Origin of the sequence: Sphingobium sp. BHU LFT2 (assembly GCF_018604485.1) — a bacterium.
GTDB classification, from domain to species: Bacteria; Pseudomonadota; Alphaproteobacteria; order Sphingomonadales; family Sphingomonadaceae; genus Sphingobium; species Sphingobium yanoikuyae_A.
This window is the reverse complement of sequence record NZ_JAFCGW010000003.1, coordinates 207287-227700: the sequence shown is the minus strand read 5'-3', so window position 1 is coordinate 227700 and position 20414 is coordinate 207287. Positions and strand designations below refer to the sequence as shown.

General features: G+C 64.8%; 15 protein-coding genes. 9 read left to right on the top strand and 6 right to left on the bottom strand.

What is annotated here, in order from left to right; translation table 11 throughout:
• Nucleotides 1-206: 206 nt before the first annotated feature.
• Nucleotides 207-1163 (top strand): acyltransferase family protein, encoded by a 957-nt coding sequence (locus JQK15_RS08375; protein WP_214864838.1) that lies wholly within the window; start codon nt 207-209, stop codon nt 1161-1163.
• Here the strand turns inward: JQK15_RS08375 and JQK15_RS08370 are convergent.
• Both JQK15_RS08370 and purD read right to left on the bottom strand, forming a co-directional pair.
• Nucleotides 1160-1729 carry a helix-hairpin-helix domain-containing protein gene (locus JQK15_RS08370; protein ID WP_214864836.1) on the bottom strand — a complete coding sequence of 190 codons (570 nt, stop codon included), beginning with the start codon at nt 1727-1729 and terminating at the stop codon, nt 1160-1162. The genes JQK15_RS08375 and JQK15_RS08370 overlap by 4 nt on opposite strands.
• Before the next feature lie 98 nt (nt 1730-1827).
• Nucleotides 1828-3105, bottom strand: coding sequence for a phosphoribosylamine--glycine ligase (gene purD, locus JQK15_RS08365; protein ID WP_214864834.1), 1278 nt, complete (start codon nt 3103-3105; stop codon nt 1828-1830).
• 7 nt (nt 3106-3112) lie between these two features.
• Between purD and xseA the strand changes: the two genes are divergently transcribed.
• The 3 genes from xseA to JQK15_RS08350 are packed head-to-tail and all read left to right on the top strand — an operon-like array spanning nt 3113 to nt 5693.
• A complete protein-coding gene (xseA, locus tag JQK15_RS08360; protein ID WP_214864832.1) occupies nt 3113-4606 on the top strand; it encodes an exodeoxyribonuclease VII large subunit in 1494 nt (497 codons plus the stop codon).
• A gap of 23 nt (nt 4607-4629) precedes the next feature.
• Entirely contained in the window at nt 4630-4842 is a 213-nt protein-coding gene (locus tag JQK15_RS08355) for a DUF2093 domain-containing protein (protein ID WP_007705759.1), read from the top strand.
• Nucleotides 4839-5693 (top strand): M23 family metallopeptidase, encoded by an 855-nt coding sequence (locus tag JQK15_RS08350; RefSeq protein WP_214864830.1) that lies wholly within the window; start codon nt 4839-4841, stop codon nt 5691-5693. The genes JQK15_RS08355 and JQK15_RS08350 overlap by 4 nt, the downstream gene beginning before the upstream one ends.
• A 3-nt stretch (nt 5694-5696) precedes the next feature.
• Here the strand turns inward: JQK15_RS08350 and JQK15_RS08345 are convergent, their stop codons facing one another.
• On the bottom strand, nt 5697-6245 hold the full coding sequence (locus JQK15_RS08345; protein WP_125998823.1) for a hypothetical protein: 549 nt from the start codon (nt 6243-6245) through the stop codon (nt 5697-5699).
• 388 nt (nt 6246-6633) lie between these two features.
• Here JQK15_RS08345 and JQK15_RS08340 point away from each other — a divergent pair, with 388 nt between their 5' ends.
• Entirely contained in the window at nt 6634-9591 is a 2958-nt protein-coding gene (locus tag JQK15_RS08340; RefSeq protein WP_214864828.1) for a TonB-dependent receptor, read from the top strand.
• Between the two features lie 104 nt (nt 9592-9695).
• On the opposite strand, the gene JQK15_RS08335 is transcribed toward JQK15_RS08340, so the two are convergent.
• Entirely contained in the window at nt 9696-10727 is a 1032-nt protein-coding gene (locus tag JQK15_RS08335) for a hypothetical protein (protein WP_251007653.1), read from the bottom strand.
• 103 nt (nt 10728-10830) lie between these two features.
• Here JQK15_RS08335 and JQK15_RS08330 point away from each other — a divergent pair, with 103 nt between their 5' ends.
• Together JQK15_RS08330 and JQK15_RS08325 are read left to right on the top strand one after the other, a co-directional pair.
• Entirely contained in the window at nt 10831-12105 is a 1275-nt protein-coding gene (locus JQK15_RS08330) for an aspartyl/asparaginyl beta-hydroxylase domain-containing protein (protein WP_214865133.1), read from the top strand.
• A 98-nt stretch (nt 12106-12203) separates the two neighbouring features.
• A complete protein-coding gene (locus JQK15_RS08325; protein WP_004209319.1) occupies nt 12204-12476 on the top strand; it encodes a hypothetical protein in 273 nt (90 codons plus the stop codon).
• 97 nt (nt 12477-12573) lie between these two features.
• Here JQK15_RS08325 and clpB read toward each other — a convergent pair whose 3' ends face one another.
• Both clpB and JQK15_RS08315 read right to left on the bottom strand, forming a co-directional pair.
• Entirely contained in the window at nt 12574-15153 is a 2580-nt protein-coding gene (gene clpB, locus JQK15_RS08320) for an ATP-dependent chaperone ClpB (RefSeq protein ID WP_214864824.1), read from the bottom strand.
• A 95-nt stretch (nt 15154-15248) separates the two neighbouring features.
• Nucleotides 15249-16916 carry a M28 family metallopeptidase gene (locus tag JQK15_RS08315; protein WP_214864822.1) on the bottom strand — a complete coding sequence of 556 codons (1668 nt, stop codon included), beginning with the start codon at nt 16914-16916 and terminating at the stop codon, nt 15249-15251.
• Between the two features lie 186 nt (nt 16917-17102).
• Here JQK15_RS08315 and JQK15_RS08310 point away from each other — a divergent pair, with 186 nt between their 5' ends.
• Together JQK15_RS08310 and JQK15_RS08305 are read left to right on the top strand one after the other, a co-directional pair.
• The gene (locus JQK15_RS08310; RefSeq protein ID WP_214864820.1) at nt 17103-19988 is read left to right on the top strand and encodes a M16 family metallopeptidase; all 2886 of its coding nucleotides are present in this window, start codon (nt 17103-17105) and stop codon (nt 19986-19988) included.
• A gap of 23 nt (nt 19989-20011) precedes the next feature.
• Complete coding sequence (locus JQK15_RS08305) at nt 20012-20314, top strand: hypothetical protein (protein WP_125987930.1); 303 nt, start codon at nt 20012-20014, stop codon at nt 20312-20314.
• The last annotated feature ends 100 nt before the right edge of the window (nt 20315-20414 follow it).

Sequence of the window (20414 nt, the reverse complement as noted above, 5' to 3'; positions counted from 1 at the left end):
CAAAAAATCGACAGGGCCAGCAACCGCTTGCCCAATGGGGAATCCAGTCTCTGCAAGATGATGGCGACCCTCCTGCTAATAGCCCAAGTCTAAACGATATTTTCCTTAAGAAAAGATGGCTGCGACGGAATGATGCCATTGCGGATTTTAAGAGCTTGGCAATATTGTGACGCTATCGTTTCGATGGCAAAATTTGCGAGCATATCGTGACCAAGAACCCGTCGATCGACCTGCTGAAAGGCTTGCTGATCCTGCTCGTCATGGGCGGGCACGCGATGGAATTGACGCATCAGCAGCATGTCCTGCTGTGGATCGGCTCGGGTTTCCGCATGCCGCTGATGATCGGCATTTCCGGTTATCTGCTCAACGTCACACGCACCCGCTCCATGCCGACCGGTGAGATGTTCAGCCGCTATGGCCGACGCATGCTGCTACCCTGGGCGGTGGCGATGCTCGTCTATTGGCTGGCCAGCGGCGGCCTGCTTTCCTGGCAGACGCCGCTCGACCTGCTGCTGCGTCCGCCCTTCCATCTCTGGTATGTGCCGGCGCTGTTCCTGTTGATCCTGGTGACCCGGTTGCTGCCGCTTTCGCCGCTCTTGCTGCTGGCGATCGGCGCGCCCGTCAGCCTGGCCACCATGTATAGTTTCGGCCTCGACCATGGCGCGGTCGGCGGCAGCCTGTTGTCGCCCGACAGCCGCTTCCTGCGCTATCCGGTCTATTTCTTCTTCGGCATGCTGATGGCCGAACGCGGCATGCCCAAACGCTATTTGTGGCCCGTGCTGATGGTCGGGGCGCTGGGTCTGTTCTGGTGGTCGGATCTCTATGGCACCGGCAATGCGCTCGCCTTCGTGCCCGCCCGCCTGCTGATGTGTCTGGCGCTGATCGCGCTGCTACCCAGTATGTCGGCGGTGCGCCTCCATTTCGGCCCGATCAACCGGATCGGGCGCGAAAGCCTGTTCTTCTATCTCTGGCATCCGCTGGTAATGGGGCTGGTGGCGATGCTTGACCCGCATGGTGCCGTCATCCTCGCTGGTGCAGTGCTGCTGCTCTACATCGCCAGCGCACTTGCGGGGCAGGGGCGATTGCCGCCCCTATTGTTGGGCGCGGTGCCGCAACGCAGGCCGGCCCCGGTTGCCATGCAACCGGAACCGGTCACGGTTTAAATCTTGCCATATTTCGCTTCGAAACCGGCAATGTCGCCGGCGGCGAGATATTTGGCCTGGTCGATCCACTGGTCGCGGACCGGCCGCCCCTTGAAATTGCCCAGCTTCGCGTCGATCGCGGCGATGTCGCTGTCGCTCCAGCCGGCGATCTGGGCATAACGCGTCACGCCCAGCTCGGTCAGCAGCGCGCCCAGCTTGGGACCAACGCCCTTCAGCTTCAGCAGGTCGTCGGCGCCATCGCTCGGTGCCGCGACGGCAGGCGATGCCGGGATCGGCGCAGGCGTCGGTTCGACGACAGGCGCGGGCGCAGGCGCTTCCTCGATCACCGGCTCGACCACGACCGGCTCGGCGATCACGGGTTCGGCAACCGGCACCGGATCGGGCGTCGCCACCAGCGGCGCGACGACCGGCTCGACAATCGGCTCGGCGGCCACGGGCGGTGCCACCGGCGCGGGGTCTTCCGCCACGGCCGACTTGCCCTTGCCCGACAGCAGGAACACCAGGCCGATCACGACCAGCAGCGCGATCAGCAGCCACAGGCCATAGTCCATGAAGAATTCCTGCATCGCCCTTTGCCTCCCGGAATGGATATGTCGCCCTATTTAAGGACGCTTGGCGGCGCGGGACAAGGGGGACATGTCCCGATCCCGCGCCGGTTTGGCCCTTATTGCGCCTCGCGGGCGACCTCGCGCCAGCCAATGTCGCGGCGGCAGAAGCCGGTCCGGAAGTCGATCGCGTCGACCGCGGCATAGGCGGCGGCCTGCGCCGCGCCCACGGTATCGCCGGTCGCGGTGACGTTCAGCACGCGGCCGCCATTGGCGACGATCATGCCATCCTTCTCCGCCGTGCCGGCATGGAAGACGCGGGCACCCTGTGCTTCGGCTGCGTCGATCCCCTTGATCGCGCCGCCCTTTTCCGGCGTGCCGGGATAGCCATTGGCGGCCATCACGATGGTCAGCGCGGTGCGGTCGGCCAGCGTTACCGGCCCTTGCTCGGCCAGCTTGCCTTCGGCCACCGCCAGCAGCAGCTCGACCAGATCGCCGTCGAAGCGCATCATCAGCACCTGGCATTCGGGGTCGCCGAACCGGGCATTATATTCGATCAGCTTGGGGCCTTCCTCGGTCAGCATCAGCCCGGCATAGAGCACGCCCGAATAGGGCATGCCCTCGGCCGCCAGCGTCTCGACCGTCGGCTTGATGATCCGCTCGATCACCTGCGCTTCCAGTTCGGGAGTCAGCACGCGGGCCGGGCTGTAGGCACCCATGCCGCCGGTGTTTGGGCCGGTGTCGCCGTCGCCGACGCGCTTGTGATCCTGGGCCGAACCGAAGGGCAGGATTGCACTGCCGTCGGTCAGGGCAAAGAAGCTGGCTTCCTCGCCTGTCATGAACTCTTCCAGCACCACTTCCTCGCCAGCCTTGCCGAACGCGCCGGAGAACATGGTGTCGAGCGCGTCGAGCGATTCCTGCCGCGTTTCGGCGATGATCACGCCCTTGCCCGCGGCCAGGCCATCGGCCTTGATCACCACCGGCAGGGTGAAATCGTCGAGCGCGGCGATCGCGCCATCCTTGCTGGTGACACGGATGTAGCCGGCGGTCGGGATGTTGGCGCGCTGGCACAGATCCTTGGTGAAGCCCTTGGAGCCTTCCAACTGCGCCGGCTTCTTGTCGGGGCCGAACACGGCGACGCCCATGGTGCGCAGATTGTCGGCCAGGCCATCGACCAGCGGCGCTTCCGGCCCGATCACCACCAGCGCGATCGAATGACGGGTGCAGAAATCCAGCACCGCGCGATGATCCGTCGCGTCGAGGTCGACCAGCGTGGCATGCTGGGCTATGCCGGGGTTGCCAGGCGCCGCATAGAGCGTCGAGAGGCGTGGCGATTGTGCCAGCTTCCACGCCAGCGCATGTTCGCGGCCGCCGCCGCCAAGCAGAAGGATGTTCATCTCGGCCATGTCCCCGGAATTTGATGCCTATGACAGTTCGGGCCGCCTGTTAGCCGAGGAAAGGGCGGGGGACAACGCGCCGCCGCTCAGTGTCAGCGAATTGTCGGGCCTGCTCAAGCGCACGGTCGAGGATCGCTTCGGCCATGTCCGCCTGCGCGGCGAGATTTCCGGCTTCAAGCGCGCGGCCTCGGGCCATCTCTATCTGGCGCTCAAGGACGACAATGCCGTGCTCGACGGGGTGATGTGGAAGGGCGGGGCGCAGCGGCTCGCCTTCCAACCGCAGGACGGGGTGGAGGTGATCGCCACCGGCAAGCTCACCACCTATCCCGGCCGGTCCAAATATCAGATCGTGATCGACCGGATGGAGCTGGCGGGCGAGGGCGCGCTGATGGCGCTGCTCGAAAAGCTCAAGGCCAAGCTCGCGGCCGAAGGGCTGTTCAACCGCGATCGCAAGCGCCGCCTGCCCTTCCTGCCGCGCACCATCGGCGTCGTCACCTCGCCCACCGGCGCGGTGATCCGCGACATTCTCCACCGCCTGGCCGATCGCTGCCCGACCCAGGTGCTGCTCTGGCCGGTGCTGGTCCAGGGGCAGGGTGCGGCCGAACAGATTGCCCGCGCCGTGCGCGGCTTTTCCGCCATGGACGGCAGCGGCCCGCTGCCCCGGCCCGATCTCGTCATCGTCGCGCGCGGTGGTGGCTCGATCGAGGATCTATGGAGCTTCAACGAGGAAATCGTCGTACGAGCGGTCGCCGAATGCTCGATCCCGACCATTTCGGCGGTCGGGCATGAAACCGATACGACCTTGTGCGACTATGCCGCCGACATGCGTGCGCCGACGCCCACGGCCGCCGCCGAAATGGCGGTGCCGGTCCGCGCCGAACTGCTGGCGATGCTGGGTGAAATGGGCCTGCGCTCGGGCCGGGCAGTGCGACGCGGGGCGACGCAGGCGCGCGAACGGCTGGAGATGCAGGCGCGGCTGATGCCGACGCCCGACACCCTGCTCGCGCCGCAGCGGCAGCGGCTCGATCTGCTGTCCGACGGGCTCAACAGCGGCCTGCGCCACCGGCTGGCCGACGCCCGTGCCCATCTGGGCCAGGTCAGTGGCGCGCTGCGCCCGGCCTTGCTGCGCCAATATGTCAGCCGCGCGGCGGAGCGGGTCGACCGGTTGCGGTTGCGCCCCGACTATCTGACCCGCGTCTATCGCGACCGCGCGACCGCCTTCGATCGCCTCTCGCGCCTCTTCACCTCGGTCAATCCCGATCTGCCGTTGCAGCGCGGCTTTGCTCGGGTGATGGTGGGCGATCGGCTGGTCCGCTCGGTCACCGATGCACAGGCCGCAGGCCAGGTCAGCCTGCACTTCGCCGATGGCGCCGTGGCCGCCGCGGTCGACACCGCCGCGCCCCTTGAGGCCGCGCCCGCGCCCGCTATATCCGCCCCATCCCGTCCCGCGCGCAAGCCGCGCGACACCGTCGAAGGCGGCCAGCAGGATCTCTTCTCCTGATGCGCCGCAGAAAGGCCTGATTCATGTTGATGTCCAACCGCGACCGCCCGGCCCGGCTGCATTATATGCCTTACAGCTTTCGCGTGCTGCAGGCCGGCGACCATGTGCTGTGCGCCGTGTCCGGCCAGCGCATCCCGCTGGAGGATCTGCGCTACTGGTCGATCGCCCGGCAGGAACCCTATGCCAGCGCCGCTTTGTCGGTCGAGGCGGAACTGAAGGCGCGCGCCGCCGGATGATCCGCCGGTTCGCCGCTTTGCTGGCCCTTGCCGCGCTGCCGCTTGCTCCGGCGATGCTGCGCGCGGCGCCGGCTGTGGTGGCTGGACCCGATTTCATCCTGTCCGGCCCGGCGATCCAGGGCGGCACTTTGCTCGGCACCGCGCCGGCCGGCACGGTCGCGCTGCATTTCGGCGACCAACTGGTTCCGGTCGATGCCGATGGCCGCTTTCTGATCGCCTTCGATCGCGACGCGCCGCCGCCGGCGAAGCTCAGCGCGCGCCTGTCGGATGACCGGGTTATCGACCGAACCCTTACCGTCGCACCGCGCGAATGGCGGCTGGAACGGATCAATGCGCCGCTGCGCCCGACGAAAAGCAGCGAGGCCTTCCTCGCCCTGCGCAAGCCCGAACTGGAGCAGATCGCTGCCGCCCGTGACAAGGTGACGGACGCGCAGGGCTGGCGTCAGACTTTCATCTGGCCGCGCCTCGGCCGGATTTCCGGCCTGTTCGGGTCGCAGCGAATCTATCAGGGCCAGCCCGGCGCCTATCATGGCGGCGTCGATGTTGCTGGCGCGACCGGTGAGCCGGTGGTGGCGCCGGCGGACGGGGTGGTGATCCTGGCCGCCGATCACCCCTTCACGCTGGAGGGCAATCTGCTGATGATCGACCATGGCCATGGCCTCAACAGCGCCTTCCTGCATCTGTCGCGGATCGACGTGAAGCCCGGCGACCATGTGGCACAGGGGCAACGCATCGGCGCGATCGGCGCCACAGGCCGCGCCACCGGCCCCCATCTTCACTGGGGCATGAAATGGAACGACGCGCGCATCGACCCGCTGCTGCTCGCCGGGCCGATGCCGCAGGCGCGATAGGGATCAGCCGACGCGCTTCACCCGCACGGCGCGTCCGCCCTCGACCTTGCCCAGGAAGCTGCCGATGGCGCCGCGCTTGATCTCGATCATGTTGCCCGGTTTTGGATCACGGCCGGTAACGGCTTCGGTGGTCATCCACTGCGCGCCATCCTCCAGGGTGATCAGCCACTTGCCATAGCCCATGCTCTTCACCGCTGAAATCTTCGCTTCGATCTGCGACAGACCTTCGGCTTCGGGCGTGTCCGCCTTGTCATCATCGTCGCCCAGGAACGGCAATTTGGGGAAGGAGAAGCCGAACAGGGTCCGCCGGGTCTTGGTGAGCTCGCTCTTGTCGAGCACGACCACTTCGTCACGCTGCGCCGCGCCATCCATGGCGGCAACCTGTCGATCGAAACAGGCCAGGCGGACCTTGTCGTCCGGGATTTCACGACATTGCAAAAGGTCCGTGAAAATTTCGGGCTTGGGCTGCTGGCGGGATGCCGCGATGCTTTGGGTTGTCGCCAGGCAAAGGGAAAGGGTCAGAAATAGGCTTGAAATGGCCTTGATGCGCATGATTCTTTCTCGCTCGCCGGATGAGGGCCGCAGCATGCACCGGCCTGAAAGAAGGTCAAGGGCGGCCGGGCTGGCGCAGCGCAGATGGGTGCAAGGTCATATTATGATCGCTGATTTGCTCGCAAATGCAGCATTGCTGCAATCATTTCAATCGCCGTGAAATTATCTTGCTTAGCAGGTGTAAAATTACGGTTGTTACGCCTTGTTGCATTTTTGATACAGCCCTGTCCAAAAGCGGCAAACTACGATTTCCCGCGCTTTACAGCAGCTTTCCCACCGCGCAGGTTCCGCCAATCCGTACGGGGGGATCGCTGTCGGGCACCTTATCCCCTTGTAGGTACACATGAAGGCAGGTGACTGCCCAACTCCAGAGCAAGGGACTGGAAACGTGAAGACATTTTCGAAGAGGGCACTGCTGCGTGCCAGCGCCGCTCCGGCGATCCTCGGTGCGTCGCTGATCGCGACGGCCGCGTTCGCGCAGGATGCGCCGCAGGCTGCCGATGCGGAAGCCGCCGACACCATCATCGTCACCGGCTCGCTGATCAAGAATCCGAACCTGGCCCAGTCGACCCCGGTCCTGGCCACCACGTCGGACGAAATCGACCTGCGCCAGAGCAACAACGCGGAACAGCTGCTCCGTGAAATTCCGGGCGTCGTTCCCAGCATCGGTTCGGCCGTGAACAACGGCAACGGCGGTGCATCGACCCTCGATCTTCGTGGTCTGGGTTCGAACCGCAACCTGGTTCTGGTCGATGGCCGTCGCATGGTGCCTTATGGCCTGGGCGGCGTTTTCGATCTTAACAACATTCCGCTGGCTCTGGTCGAGCGCGTCGACGTGCTGACCGGTGGTGCATCGACCACCTATGGCGCCGACGCCATCGCCGGTGTGGCCAACTTCATCCTGAAGAAGGACTTCTCGGGCTTCGAAGGGACCGTTTCGGAACAGCTGACCGAACAGGGCGACGGCAACACCTTCCGCGCCGACGTCACCATGGGCGCGAACTTCGATGACGGCCGCGGTAACGCCGTGTTCAGCATCGGTTATCAGGAAGTCGACCCCGTCTATCAGGGCGACCGTTCCTTCTCGAGCACCTATCTGGAATCCTATCTGGCCGAATGTATCTCGTGCCAGGGTTCGGGCACTGCCACGCCTTCGCGCATGACCGTGCCGGGCGCCGGCACGCTGCAGGTCTCGCCGGACGGTAGCTCGCTGGTTCCGACCTACTCGCGCTACAACTTCAACCCGTACAACATCTTCCAGACGCCGTTTAAGCGTTTCAACATGTTCGGACAGGCCAATTACGAGATCAGCGACTCGGTCAAGGCCTATACCCGTGGCATCTTCTCGAAGAACACGGTCAACACCATCATTGCACCGTCGGGTGCCTTCGGCCTGACCGTTGAGGTTCCCTACAGCAACCCCTATCTGACCGATGGCATCCGCAACCAGTTCTGTAACGGCAATGGTCTGACCGCCGCGCAGTGCTCGGCTGCTGCCGCTGCCACGGATCCGAACGATCCGAACTATCAGACCTTCAGCACCACGCTGTCGCGTCGTGCGGTCGAAGCCGGTCCGCGTATCTCGGAATTCAAGACCACCTTCTTTGACTATGCACTGGGCTTCCAGGGCGACATCGGCTCGCACCTGAGCTGGGATGTTGGCGGTTCCTATGGCGAATCGGAGCAGGTTCAGACGCAGAAGGGCTACACGCTCAACTCGCGCGTTCGTAACGCGCTGCTGGCGACCAACACCACGACCTGCCTTGATGGCTCGGAAGACTGCGTCCCGCTGAATATCTTCGGCCCGACCGGCTCGATCACCCAGGACATGGTCGACTATCTGAGCGCCAACAGCCAGATCACCACCAAGACCACCCTGGCCCAGGCGCACGCCACCCTGAGCGGCGACTTCGGCGTGACCTCGCCGCTGGCGTCGAACCCGATCGGCTTCGCCGTCGGTGGCGAATATCGCAAGTACACCGCATCGATCGAATCCGACCTGCTGTCGCAGGCGAACGATCTGGGCGGTGCCGGCGGTGCCCAGCCCAACGTCGACGGTGGCTTCGACGTCTATGAAGCCTATGGCGAACTGATCGCCCCGCTGATCGAGGACCGTCCCTTCGCGAAGCTGCTGTCGGTCGGCGCTGGCGTTCGTTATTCCAGCTATTCGGTCGATGCGGCGAATAGCCCGAGCTACGACACCTGGACCTACAAGTTCGAAGGCAGCTGGGCTCCGGTCGCTGACCTGAAGTTCCGTGGCAACTATTCGCGCGCCGTCCGTGCGCCGAACGTGTCGGAACTGTTCACCCCGCAGACCATCGGCCTGACCAACCTGGCCTTCGACCCCTGCGCAGGCGACAATCCGGTTGGTGATGCCAACCTGACGGCCGTTTGTATCGCTCAGGGCGCGCCGGCCGCCACCATTGGTCTGATTGAGGCCCCTTCGGCTTCGCAGGTTAATAACCTCAGTGGTGGTAACCTGAACATCAAGCCCGAAACCTCTGACAGCTGGGGCGTCGGCGCGACCTTCACGCCGACCTTCCTGCCGGGCTTCAATGCCAGCATCGACTATTATAACATCAAGGTGAAGAACGCGATCACCACCCCCACGCCGGATGACGTGATGGGTGCCTGCTTCGACAACATCACCGCCTCCAGCGCCACCAGCGACGCCTGCTTGGCGATCGGTCGTGGTGAAGATGGCAGCATGAACGGCCTGGAAGCAACCGGTCTGTACATGCCGCTGTCGAACCTGGGCCGCCTTAAGACCGACGGTATCGACCTGTCGCTGAACTATAAGCATGAGTTCAACTTCGCGACGCTGAACCTGTCGTTCAACGGTAACTGGACCAACAGCCAGACCTTCCAGGCAAGCCCGTCCTCGGACGCCCGTGACTGCGTTGGCTATTATTCGGTCAACTGCGCCTCGATCCAGCCGAAGTTCTCCTGGTCGCAGCGCACCACCTTCACCTTCGGTGATGTCGACCTGTCGCTCCTGTGGCGCCACATCGACAGCGTGAAGTTCGAGCCGTCGCAGTTGGCAGCCGATATTGCTTCCGGTCTCGCGTCGGGTTGCGAAGACCCGGCCGGTGCGGATCCGGATGGCTGCGTCGTTGACGAGCAGTTCCGCAAGATCAAGGCTTACGACTATTTCGACCTGACGGCCCGCGCCGCCGTGTCGGATAACGTGACCCTGACCTTCACCGTCATGAACATGTTCGACAAGAAGCCCCCGATCGTCGGTGGTTCGGTTGGTTCGACCGCCTACAACAGCGGTAACACCTATCCGTCGACCTATGACGCTCTGGGCCGTCGCTTCGCCGTCAGCGCGAAGATGAAGTTCTGATCCTGATCGGAACCATCTGAACAAAAAGAGAGGCGGATCGCAGGATCCGCCTCTTTTTTATTGTCCAGTCGATATTGCGTCGGCGCTGGGCCTATGGGGCCGTCTTATCCGGCCAGGCCATGGTCCAGTTGCATGGGCACGTCGAAACGCTTCGCCAGTTCCTCGGCCCAGTGCAGCACCATCGCGATCTCCTCGCCATGGGCGGCGATCGCCTGCCTCTTGTCATCGTTGCGCCGCTCGGCGCCAAAGGCGTTGCCGGTCTTGCTGTCGGTGGTGAAGGCGGGGCCGGCCAATATCGCATCGATCCCGCCATCGTCGATCGACAGGCGGAAATGGCGGATCAGTTCCGCCATGCTGCCGGCCGGGTCAGCCATCAGCCGGTCGCTGTCCAGGGATCGCACGCGATCGGGGCCCAGCGATTGCAGCAGCGCGGCAAATTGCGCCTTCTGGGCCAGCCATCCCACTGCTGCCGCCTGCAGGTCGGTCAGTTCCAGATAGTCGCTCTGGTCAAAGCCGAAGGGAATGGCGCCGTCGCGTATCTGCTTGATCAGCAATTCCCGCGCCCAGCGACGGCTCCACAATCCCTTGCGGGCGATGGAGGAGAGATATTGTTCCAGCGGCGCGTAAAGCAACAGCGCCTTCGCATCCGGCTTCATCGCCATCATCGCCGGGATCAGTCCGTTGACGATATTGGACGGCTTGATGATCATGGCTTCGCCCACCGCGAACGGACGGGCAAGCAGGCCCAGTCCCTGGTCCATCACCATCGCGATTTGCCGCCCTGTGCCGCCCCGATGGCGCCAGCCGACCATGTCGTTCAGCAGCACCGGTTCCTTCAGCGTTGAAGCCATGCCCGGCCGATCCAGCGCGCGCGCCAGCAGCGTCGAGCAGCAATAGGCCGAATGAAAGATGAAGTGGATGGGCGCCGGCGCGGGCGCCTCGGCCAGCATCGCGCTGCGGCTGACCACCAATGGCGGATCGGGCTTCAGATATTCGTCGGTCAGGAACGTCGCCGACGCGCGCTGTTCGCGGTCCACATGGATCAGGTGAATCTGGTCCTGTCGTTCATCATAACGATGCGCCAGCCAGGCCGGATTGCGGGCGATCGCGCCCATGTCGGTGACCTTGTCGTTCATTGCCGGAGCCATCGCATGCTCCCCTTGGAACGACAAGCGTCGGCCCGCCGATTTCGGGTTGCCGGATGGCCGGCCCTTGGGCAGTTTCGGTGCAGGGGGAATGATGATGACGATAATGGTGGAAGATTATTTGCGCGCGGCAGATGGTGCGCGCAGCCGGGGGGATCGCGCCGAGGAAGCGCGCCAGTTGGACGCCGCATTGCGGCAGGCGGACAATTCGCCGCAACTGCTCAACCGGCGCGGCATGCTGGCGCTGACGATGGGGCAGGCGAAAGAAGCCTTTGGCTTTTTCGAGCAGGCGGCGCACCTTGATCCGAAGGAGCCGGCGCTGTGGATGAATCTTGCGACGGCGGCCCGCGGTGCGGGGAACAGCGATGGCGAACGCCGGGCGCTGGAACAGGTGGTCACGCTCGACCAGACTCACTTCATGGCCCAGCTGAGGCTCGCGGAATGGGAGGAGCGGGCAGGAGAATTGGCCGCTGCGACCCAGCGCTGGGGCAACGTCCTGGCACTGGCGTCGGGATATGAGGATCTTCCACCCGCGCTCACTGATCGGCTGGCCGAGGCGCGGGCCTTCGTTGCCCAGCGCATGTCGGGCTTCGCGCAGGAAATGGATGCCGCGCTTCAGCCGGCGATGGAGGGGCTTGATCCTGGCGAGACGCGGCGGTTCCAGGCCGGCATGGACCGGCTGCTGGGGCGGCGGCGCATCTACCATAATGAATGTTCGGGTCTTCATTTTCCGTTTCTGCCAGCCGATGAATTTTTCGACCGCTCTCACTTCCCATGGATGGCGCAGCTTGAGGCGAAAACCGATGCGATCCGCGCCGAACTGCTCAACCTGCTTGAAAATGGCGATGACCTGCTTCGCCCTTATGTCCGGCTGGAGGACGGGACACCGACGAACAAATGGACGGCACTGGACCAGTCGCTTGACTGGGGTGCCTGTTTCCTGTGGGAATATGGTCGTCGCAATGATGCGGTCTGCGATCTATGCCCGGAAACGGCCGCCATCCTGGAGTCGCTGCCGCGCAGCGACATCGATGGACGTGCCCCTTCGGCCTTTTTCTCGCTGCTGCGGCCGCATGCTCATATTCCGGCGCATACCGGCGTCACCAATATCCGCACGATCATCCATCTGCCGCTGATCGTGCCGCCCGGTTGCCGCTTCCGTGTCGGTGGTGAAACCCGCGCCTGGGTCGAGGGCGAAGCTTTCGCCTTTGACGATACGATCGAGCATGAAGCGTGGAATGACAGTGACGCCTTGCGGGCTGTCCTGATATTTGACGTTTGGAATCCGCATCTTACGCCGCTGGAGCAGCAATTGTTGGCTCGCTATTATGCGGCTGCAGATCAGAGTTCGCATCGGCCGCCAGAATAAGGACGCGCAACGCAGTTGTGACTTGCTGTGATGCGGCATTTATATCAGGATTATTGCATGGATTTCGGTTCGACCGAACCGATGGCTGGAGTTTCATCATGAAGGTGTTTTTGGTTCAACTGACCCTGGGGCTGACGCTGCTCGGCAGCAGCGTCGTCGTGGATGCGCAGGCCCCTGCGGCGGACGCGAAGCTGGATCGGAATGATCCCAATGCCGTGCGTTGCCGCCGTCTGGAGGTCACGGGTTCGCTCGTGCGCAAGGAGCGTGTCTGCAAGACCAATGCCGAATGGCGGGCGATCAGCGAGCAGCAAAATCGTGATGCCGATGACATGATCACCCGTAGCCGGGCGGGCATGAACCCGAACGGCTGAGCCGGCCTGCGGGCATGCTATTCTGCCTGCGTTCGCATGACCGGCCCGATGTCTACGCATGCGCAGGCCGATGGCATCGCCATCGGCCTGCCTTGTATTAGCCGACGCTGAGCTTCAGTGCGCCGTCGCCATCTTCCACCGTCACGGTCGATCCGTCCGGCACCTCGCCGCGCAGGATCAGGTCGGCCAGCGGATCCTGCAGGTAACGCTGCACCGCCCGCTTTAATGGCCTTGCGCCATAGACCGGATCATAGCCGACCCGGCCCAGCCAGGCGCGCGCGCCGTCGGTCAGGTTCAGCACCACCTTGCGGTCCTTCAGCAGCTTCTGCACCCGCGCCACCTGGATATCGACGATCGGCGCCATATGGCCGGCCCCCAAACGGTGGAACAGGATGATCTCGTCCAGCCGGTTGAGGAATTCGGGGCGGAAATGGCTGCGCACCATTTCCATCACCTGGTCCTCGACCTTCTCGACCGGCTCGTCGTCGGGCTGGGCGGCGATATATTGGCTGCCCAGGTTCGACGTCAGCACGATGATCGTGTTGGTGAAGTCGACCGTGCGGCCCTGGCCATCGGTCAGGCGGCCATCGTCCAGCACCTGCAGCAGTATGTTGAACACGTCGCCATGCGCCTTCTCGACCTCGTCGAACAGCACGACCTGATAGGGCCGGCGCCGCACCGCCTCGGTCAGCACGCCGCCTTCCTCATAGCCGACATAGCCCGGAGGCGCGCCGATCAGCCGGGCGACGCTGTGCTTCTCCATGAACTCGCTCATGTCGATGCGCACCATCGCGCTTTCGTCGTCGAACAGGAAACCGGCCAGCGCCTTGGTCAGCTCGGTCTTGCCGACGCCCGTGGGGCCCAGGAACAGGAAGCTGCCCAGCGGCCGGTTCGGATCCTGCAGGCCCGCCCGGCTGCGGCGCACGGCGGTCGCCACCGCGCGCACGGCGTCGGCCTGGCCGATCACCCGCTTGCCCAGTTCCGCTTCCATCGCCAGCAGCTTCTCGCGCTCGCCTTCCATCATCCGGTCGACCGGAATGCCGGTCCAGCGCGACACGACGCTGGCAATATCCTCGGCCGTCACTTCCTCGCGCAGCATCGCGCCCTTGGACGCGCCCTGGGCCTCGGCCAGCTGCTTTTCCAGCTGCGGGATGGTGCCATATTGCAGCTCGCCGGCCTTGCCATAGTCGCCGCCGCGCTGCGCCTGCTCCAGCTGGAGGCGCGCCGCGTCGAGCTGCTCCTTCAGCTTGGCTTCGCTGGCGATCTTGTCCTTCTCCGCCTGCCAGCGCGTCGTCAGCTCCGCCGACTGCTGCTCCAGATTGGCGAGGTCGGTTTCCAGATTGGCCAGCCGGTCCTTCGACGCCTGGTCGCTTTCCTTCTTCAGCGCCTCGCGCTCGATCTGCAGCTGCATGATCCGGCGGTCGAGATTCTCGATTTCCTCGGGCTTGCTCTCCACCTCCATGCGGATGCGCGAGGCGGCCTCGTCCATCAGGTCGATCGCCTTGTCGGGCAGGAAACGGTCGGTGATATAGCGGTTGGACAGGGTCGCCGCCGCCACGATCGCGCCGTCGGCGATGCGCACGCCATGATGCGCCTCATATTTGTCCTTGATGCCGCGCAGGATCGAGATCGTGTCCTCGACCGTCGGCTCGCCGACGAACACCGGCTGGAACCGCCGCTGGAGCGCCGGATCCTTCTCGACATATTTGCGATATTCGTCGAGCGTGGTCGCGCCGATGCAGTGCAGCTCGCCGCGCGCCAGCGCCGGCTTGAGCAGATTGCCGGCATCCATCGCGCCTTCGGATTTGCCCGCGCCGATCAGCGTGTGCATCTCGTCGATGAACAGGATGATCTGCCCGTCCGCGCCCTTCACCTCGTCGAGCACGCCCTTCAGCCGCTCTTCGAACTCGCCACGATATTTGGCGCCGGCGATCAGGCTGCCCATGTCGAGCGCCATCAGCGTGCGGTCCTTCAGCGTATCGGGCACGTCGCCATGGGCGATGCGCAGCGCCAGCCCTTCCGCGATCGCGGTCTTGCCGACGCCCGGCTCGCCGATCAGCACCGGGTTGTTCTTGGTCCGGCGCGCCAGAATCTGGATGGTGCGGCGAATTTCCTCGTCGCGGCCGATCACCGGGTCCAGCTTGCCGGCCTTGGCCGCCTCGGTCAGGTCGCGCGCGAATTTCTTCAGCGCATCATAACGGTCTTCCGCGCCCGCGGTGTCGGCGGTCCGGCCGCCGCGCAGCTGGTTGATCGCGCCGTTCAGCGCCTCGGCGCGCACGCCGGCGGTCGCCAGCGCCTTGCCCGCCGCCGTGGTCGTCGCCAGCGTCAGCGCCAGCAGCAGCCGTTCGACGGTGACGAAGCTGTCGCCTGCCTTCTGCGCCACCTGCTCGGCGCTATCGAGCACGCGCACCGCATCATTGTCCAGGCCCGGCGTCTGCTGCGCGCCGCTGCCCGATACGGCCGGCACCCTGGCCAGCGCGGCATCGGTCTCGCGCAGCGCAGTCGCGGCATCGCCGCCCGCTGCCTTGATCAGGCCGGACGCCATGCCCTGCTCATCTTCCAGCAGCGCCTTCAACAGATGTTCGGGGCTGATCCGCTGATGGTTCATGCGGATCGCAACGGTCTGCGCCGACTGGAGGAAACCCTTGGCGCGGTCGGTGAATTTTTCGAGGTTCATTAGCATCCCCTTCAAGGCATTGCTGGCGATGTAATGTTGCAAAAATGACACACAAGGGGCGCGGGCAAAAAATCCGCGCGCCACTCATATTTTACTTACTGCTTGGGCGCCTTGGCCGCCTCCGGTGCGAACAGGTCGCCGAAGAAGTCCGCCTTGTACCATTGCGGCGGGGTGTCGCTATCGGTCATAACCCGCGCAATGCGATAATTGGCCTCGGCAAAGCGGGCGCCCGCATCCCAGTCGATCTTCTGCGTCATGTCGTCGCCGGGATGGTGATAGGCGCCGCTCAGAAATTCGCCCCAGGCCTTCTCGCCGCCATTGGCATAGCCGGTCGCTAGGAAGACCGCGGGCACGCCCTGCTTCACGAACATATAATGGTCCGACCGCACGAAGATGGTTTCCTGCGGCATCGGGTCGGCGGCCAGCTTGATCCCCATCGGCGCAACCGCCTTGGCGACGATCGGCCCCAGCGTCGAATGGTCGGCGCCGAACGCGATCACGTCGGTGAAGGGGTAGAGCAGCAGCGGCATGTCGAGGTCGACATTGCCGACGATCTGCTTGCCCGGAACGGTGGGGTGGCGGGCATAATAGTCCGCGCCCAGCAGGCCCTTCTCCTCGCCGGTGGAGGCCAGGAAGACGATCGAGCGACGCGGCTTGTTGGGCGACTGGGCCATGGCACGCGCCACTTCCAGCATGGTCGCGATGCCGGCGCCATTGTCCAGCGCGCCATTGTTGATGCGGTCGGTATCCGGCTTGTCGCCGGGCTTTGCCGGGCTGATGCCGATATGGTCGAGATGCGCCGACAGGACGATATATTCGTCTTTCAGCTTGGGGTCGCTGCCAGGCAGGATGGCGACGACATTGGGGCTGGTCACCCGCTCGCTCACGCTTTCGACCTGGATCTGGGCAGTCGACTTGAGCGCAAAGCCCTTGGGCTTGCCGCCGGCCTTGTCGGCTTGCTTGCGGATCGCGGCGATGCTGGTCGGTGCGCCGGCGAACACCGCCTGCGCCGCGGCATCGTCCAGGCTGGCGCCGACCCGGATGCCGGGGGCGGCGTCGAACGGCACGCCCTCGGGCGAGACCCAGGTGAAGTCGGGCTCATCGGCGAACTGGACCATGCGGTTCCAGGGGCGGGCCTTCATCGACTGGAGGGTGCCGATCGAGAGCATGCCGATCGCGCCATGCGCCTCGGCGATCTTGCCCTTGGTGGCGGACAGGTGCGCGCCTTCCTCGCTCGGCAGCCCCTTGGGATAGCCGCGCAGGGTGACGACAATCTTCCCCTTCACGTCCAGCCCGGCATAGTCGTTGAGGCCGAGCCGCGCATTTTCCAGGCCATAGCCCACGAACACCAGCGGCGCCGACACGTCCAGCTTGGGCTCGGCCGCGTTCATGCCGATCAGCACGTCGCCAGCATGGGTGAAGCTTTTGGCGCCGGCCGGACCGGTGACGGTCAGCGTGCCCGGCGTCCTGGCGCGCTCGGTCTTCTGGAAGCCGATGCGCTGCAGCCAGCTTCCATTGTCGCCGGCGGGCTTCAGGCCGAGGCCATCGAACTGGCTGGCGACATAGCGGGCGGCGATTTCATGGCCTTCGCTGCCGGTGTCGCGCCCTTTCAGCAGGTCGTCGGCCAGAAATTCGACATGGGCGCGCACCGCTGCGGCCGAAAAGGTCGGCGCATCGGCTGCGGTCGGCGTTGCTGTTTGAGCGGGCAGGGTGGCGGGCAGCACAAGGGCGGCGGTGGCGGCCAGCAGGGCCAGGCGTTTCATGGGATCGGGGACTTTCCGTCTCTATGGATGATGGCGTGCAGACTTGCCGCTGCGCCCTGTCGCTGTCCAGCCTCCGCTTGTCGATATCATGCGTATTGCGCCGCTATCACGCCCCGCTATGCTGCGCGCCATCGCGGCGGGGTCCGTCCCGGCCGTATCGACTGCCCTCCTGTCCTAGAGGTCTTCATGATCCTTACCCGCATGTCCCGCCGGCTTCCCCTGATGCTCGGCCTGTCCGCGCTTGCGTTCGCGCCGCTTGGCTCCGCCGCGCAGGCCGCCCCGGCCGCTGCCGCCGCCGCGCCCGCGCCGCTCTCCAGCCTCGTTTCGGCGGTGGACATCCCCTATCAGGAATTTCGCCTGGCGAACGGTCTGCGGGTCATCGTCCATACCGATCGCAAGGCGCCGATCGTCGCCGTGTCGGTCTGGTATCATGTCGGCTCGCGCTTCGAGCCCGCTGGCAAGACCGGCTTTGCCCATCTGTTCGAACATCTGATGTTCTATGGCTCGGAAAATGCCGACGGTCCCTTCTTCGGCCGTCTGGAAGATATCGGCGCCACCGACTGGAACGGCACGACCTGGTTCGACCGCACCAATTATTTCGAAACGGTGCCGACTGGCGCGCTTGATCGCGCGCTGTTCCTGGAATCCGACCGCATGGGCCATCTGCTTGGCGCCGTGACCCAGACCAAGCTCGATGCCCAGCGCGGCGTCGTCCAGAATGAAAAGCGCATGGGCGAGAATGAGCCCTATGGCCTGGTCGAATATGCCCAGCTTGCCGGGATGCTGCCCGAAGGCCATCCCTATCGCCACTCCACCATCGGCTCGATGGCGGATCTGAACGCGGCCAGCCTGGCCGACGTCCAGAGCTGGTTCAAGACGCACTACGGCCCGAACAACGCCACGCTGGTGCTGGCCGGCGACATCGACGTGCCGACCGCCAAGGCGAAGGTCGAAAAATGGTTCGGCAACATCGCCTCCGGCCCGGCGCCGCAGGATGTCGACGCGACCGTGCCGACGCTCGACAAGGATGTGGAAAAGGTGATGCACGACAATGTCGCTGCCACCCGCCTCTACCGCAACTGGATCGTCCCCGGCGTCAATTCGCCCGACCTGCAGCAGCTTGACCTCGCCCTCTCGGTGTTCGGTGGCCTCGGCTCCTCGCGCCTCGACAATATTCTGGTGCGCGACGAGAAGGTGGCGGTCGCGGTCAAGGCCAGCATCCAGCCGTTCGAGAAGCTGTCGATGGTCGAGATCACCGTCGACGTGAAGCCGGGCCAGGATCCGGTCGCCGTGGGCAAGCGGCTCGATGCGCTGCTCGCCGACTATCTCGCCAAGGGGCCGAGTGCGGACGAGGTGCTGCGCGCCGCGACCCAGCAGCTCTCCGGCACGATCGGCGGCCTCGAAAAGGTCGGCGGCTTCTCCGGCAAGGCGGTGACCCTGGCGGAGGGCGCCGTCTATTCCAATGATCCCGGCAAATATAAGAAGGATCTCGCCATCTATGCCGCCGCGACGCCGGCCAGCGTCTCGGCCGCCGCGCGCAAATGGCTGGGCCGTCCGGTCTTCCGCCTGACCGTGTCGCCGGGCGAACGCTCGGCCGAGGATAATGCGCTCGCCGGCAATGCGCCGACGGGCAGCGCCACCATGCATCCCGCCCATTTCCGCGATCCCAATGGCCCCGCGCCCAAGGCCGGCACGCCGCCGCCGCCGACCAAGGTGGCCGAGCCGCCGATCGAGCCGGTCAAGGATCTGGTCTTCCCGCCGGTCGAACGCGCGAAGCTTTCTAACGGCATGTCGGTCGTCTTCTCGCGCCGCGCCACCGTGCCGGTGGTGAAGGTTTCGGTCGCCTTCGATGCGGGCAATGCCGCCGACAACCGGCAGAAACTCGGCACCGCCGCGCTCACCACCGCCCTGCTCGACGAAGGCACCACCAGCCGCAACTCGGTGCAGATTTCCGAGGAGCAGGAACGTCTGGGCGCCGGCATCAGCGCGGCCAACAGCATGGATGCCACCAATGTCGGCCTCTATGCGCTCAAGCCCAATCTCGACGCCTCGCTCGGCCTGCTCGCCGACATCATCCGCAACCCCGCCTTCGATCCCAAGGAAGTGGAGCGGTTGCGCAGCCAGATGCTGACCCGCATCGCCGCGGAAAAGACCCAGCCCATGGCCATCGCCCAGCGCATGCTGCCGCCGATGCTCTATGGCCAGGCCCATCCCTATGGCATTCCCTTCACTGGTTCGGGCACCGAAAGCGGCGTCAAGGCGGTGACGCGCGCCGATCTGGTCGCCTTCCATGACACATGGATGCGCCCGGACAATGCGACCATCTTCGCCACCGGCGACACGACGCTGGCTGAATTGCTGCCGCTGCTCGAAAAGCGCTTCGGCGACTGGAAGGCGCCGGCCCTTGCCAAGGGCGCCAAGCTGTTCCGCATGGACCGCATGATGCGTCCGTCGCGCATCGTCCTCATCGACAAGCCGCAAAGCCCGCAGTCGATGATCCTCGCTGGCCAGCTCACCAACAAGTCGGGCACTGACAATCCGGTCACGCTCATCACCGCGAACGAGGTGCTGGGCGGCAGCACCACCTCGCGCCTGACCATGGACCTGCGTGAGGCGAAGGGCTGGGCCTATGGCGCGGGCACCGGCATGCCCGGCGTCAAGGAAACCATCCCGCTGCTGGTCTATGCCCCGGTCCAGACCGACAAGACCGGCGAATCGATCATCGCCGCGCGCCAGGACATCAAGGATTTCCTGACCAGCAAGGGCACGACCCAGGCGGAGCGCGACCAGACGATCAACGGCCAGATCCTGTCGCTGCCCGGCAGCTTCGAAACCTCGTCCGACCTGCTCTCGGCGATGATGCGCAACAATCTGCTCGGCCGGCCTGACGACTATTACGCCACCCTGCCGGCGACCTATCGCGCCATCACCGCGGCGCAGATGGACCAGGCCGCGCGCGAGGCGATCAACCCTGATCGGCTGATCTGGGTCGTGGTCGGCGATGCGAAATTGGTGAAGCCCCAGCTTGACGCGGTCGGCCTGCCGGTGGAAATGGGCACATTGGCTGATTGACGCTAACGTAAAGGAGAAGTGAGATGGCTGCAGTGGATGGTGCCTATGATTGCGTGGCTAAGACCCCGCTGGGCGAACAGACCGGCGTGTTCACCGTGATCAGCACGGGCGATCGCTTCAACGGCACCTTTGCCGGCATGATGGGCTCGCTCGACGTCAAGGATGGCGTGGTCGCTGGCAACAAGCTGAGCTGGAAGATGGAAATGACCATCCCCATGCCGATGACGCTGGAATGCGAAGCCGAAATCACCGGCGAAAGCCTGACCGGCACGATGCAGCTCGGCGCCTTCGGTGCCGCGCCCTTCACCGGCACGCGTCGCGCATAATCCCGATCGGCTGCGGCCCGGTTCATGCCGGGCCGCAGCCGACATTACCAAAAATTCATGGCCGACCCGTTGCACTATAAAATTAGTTAGCTATCTAAGC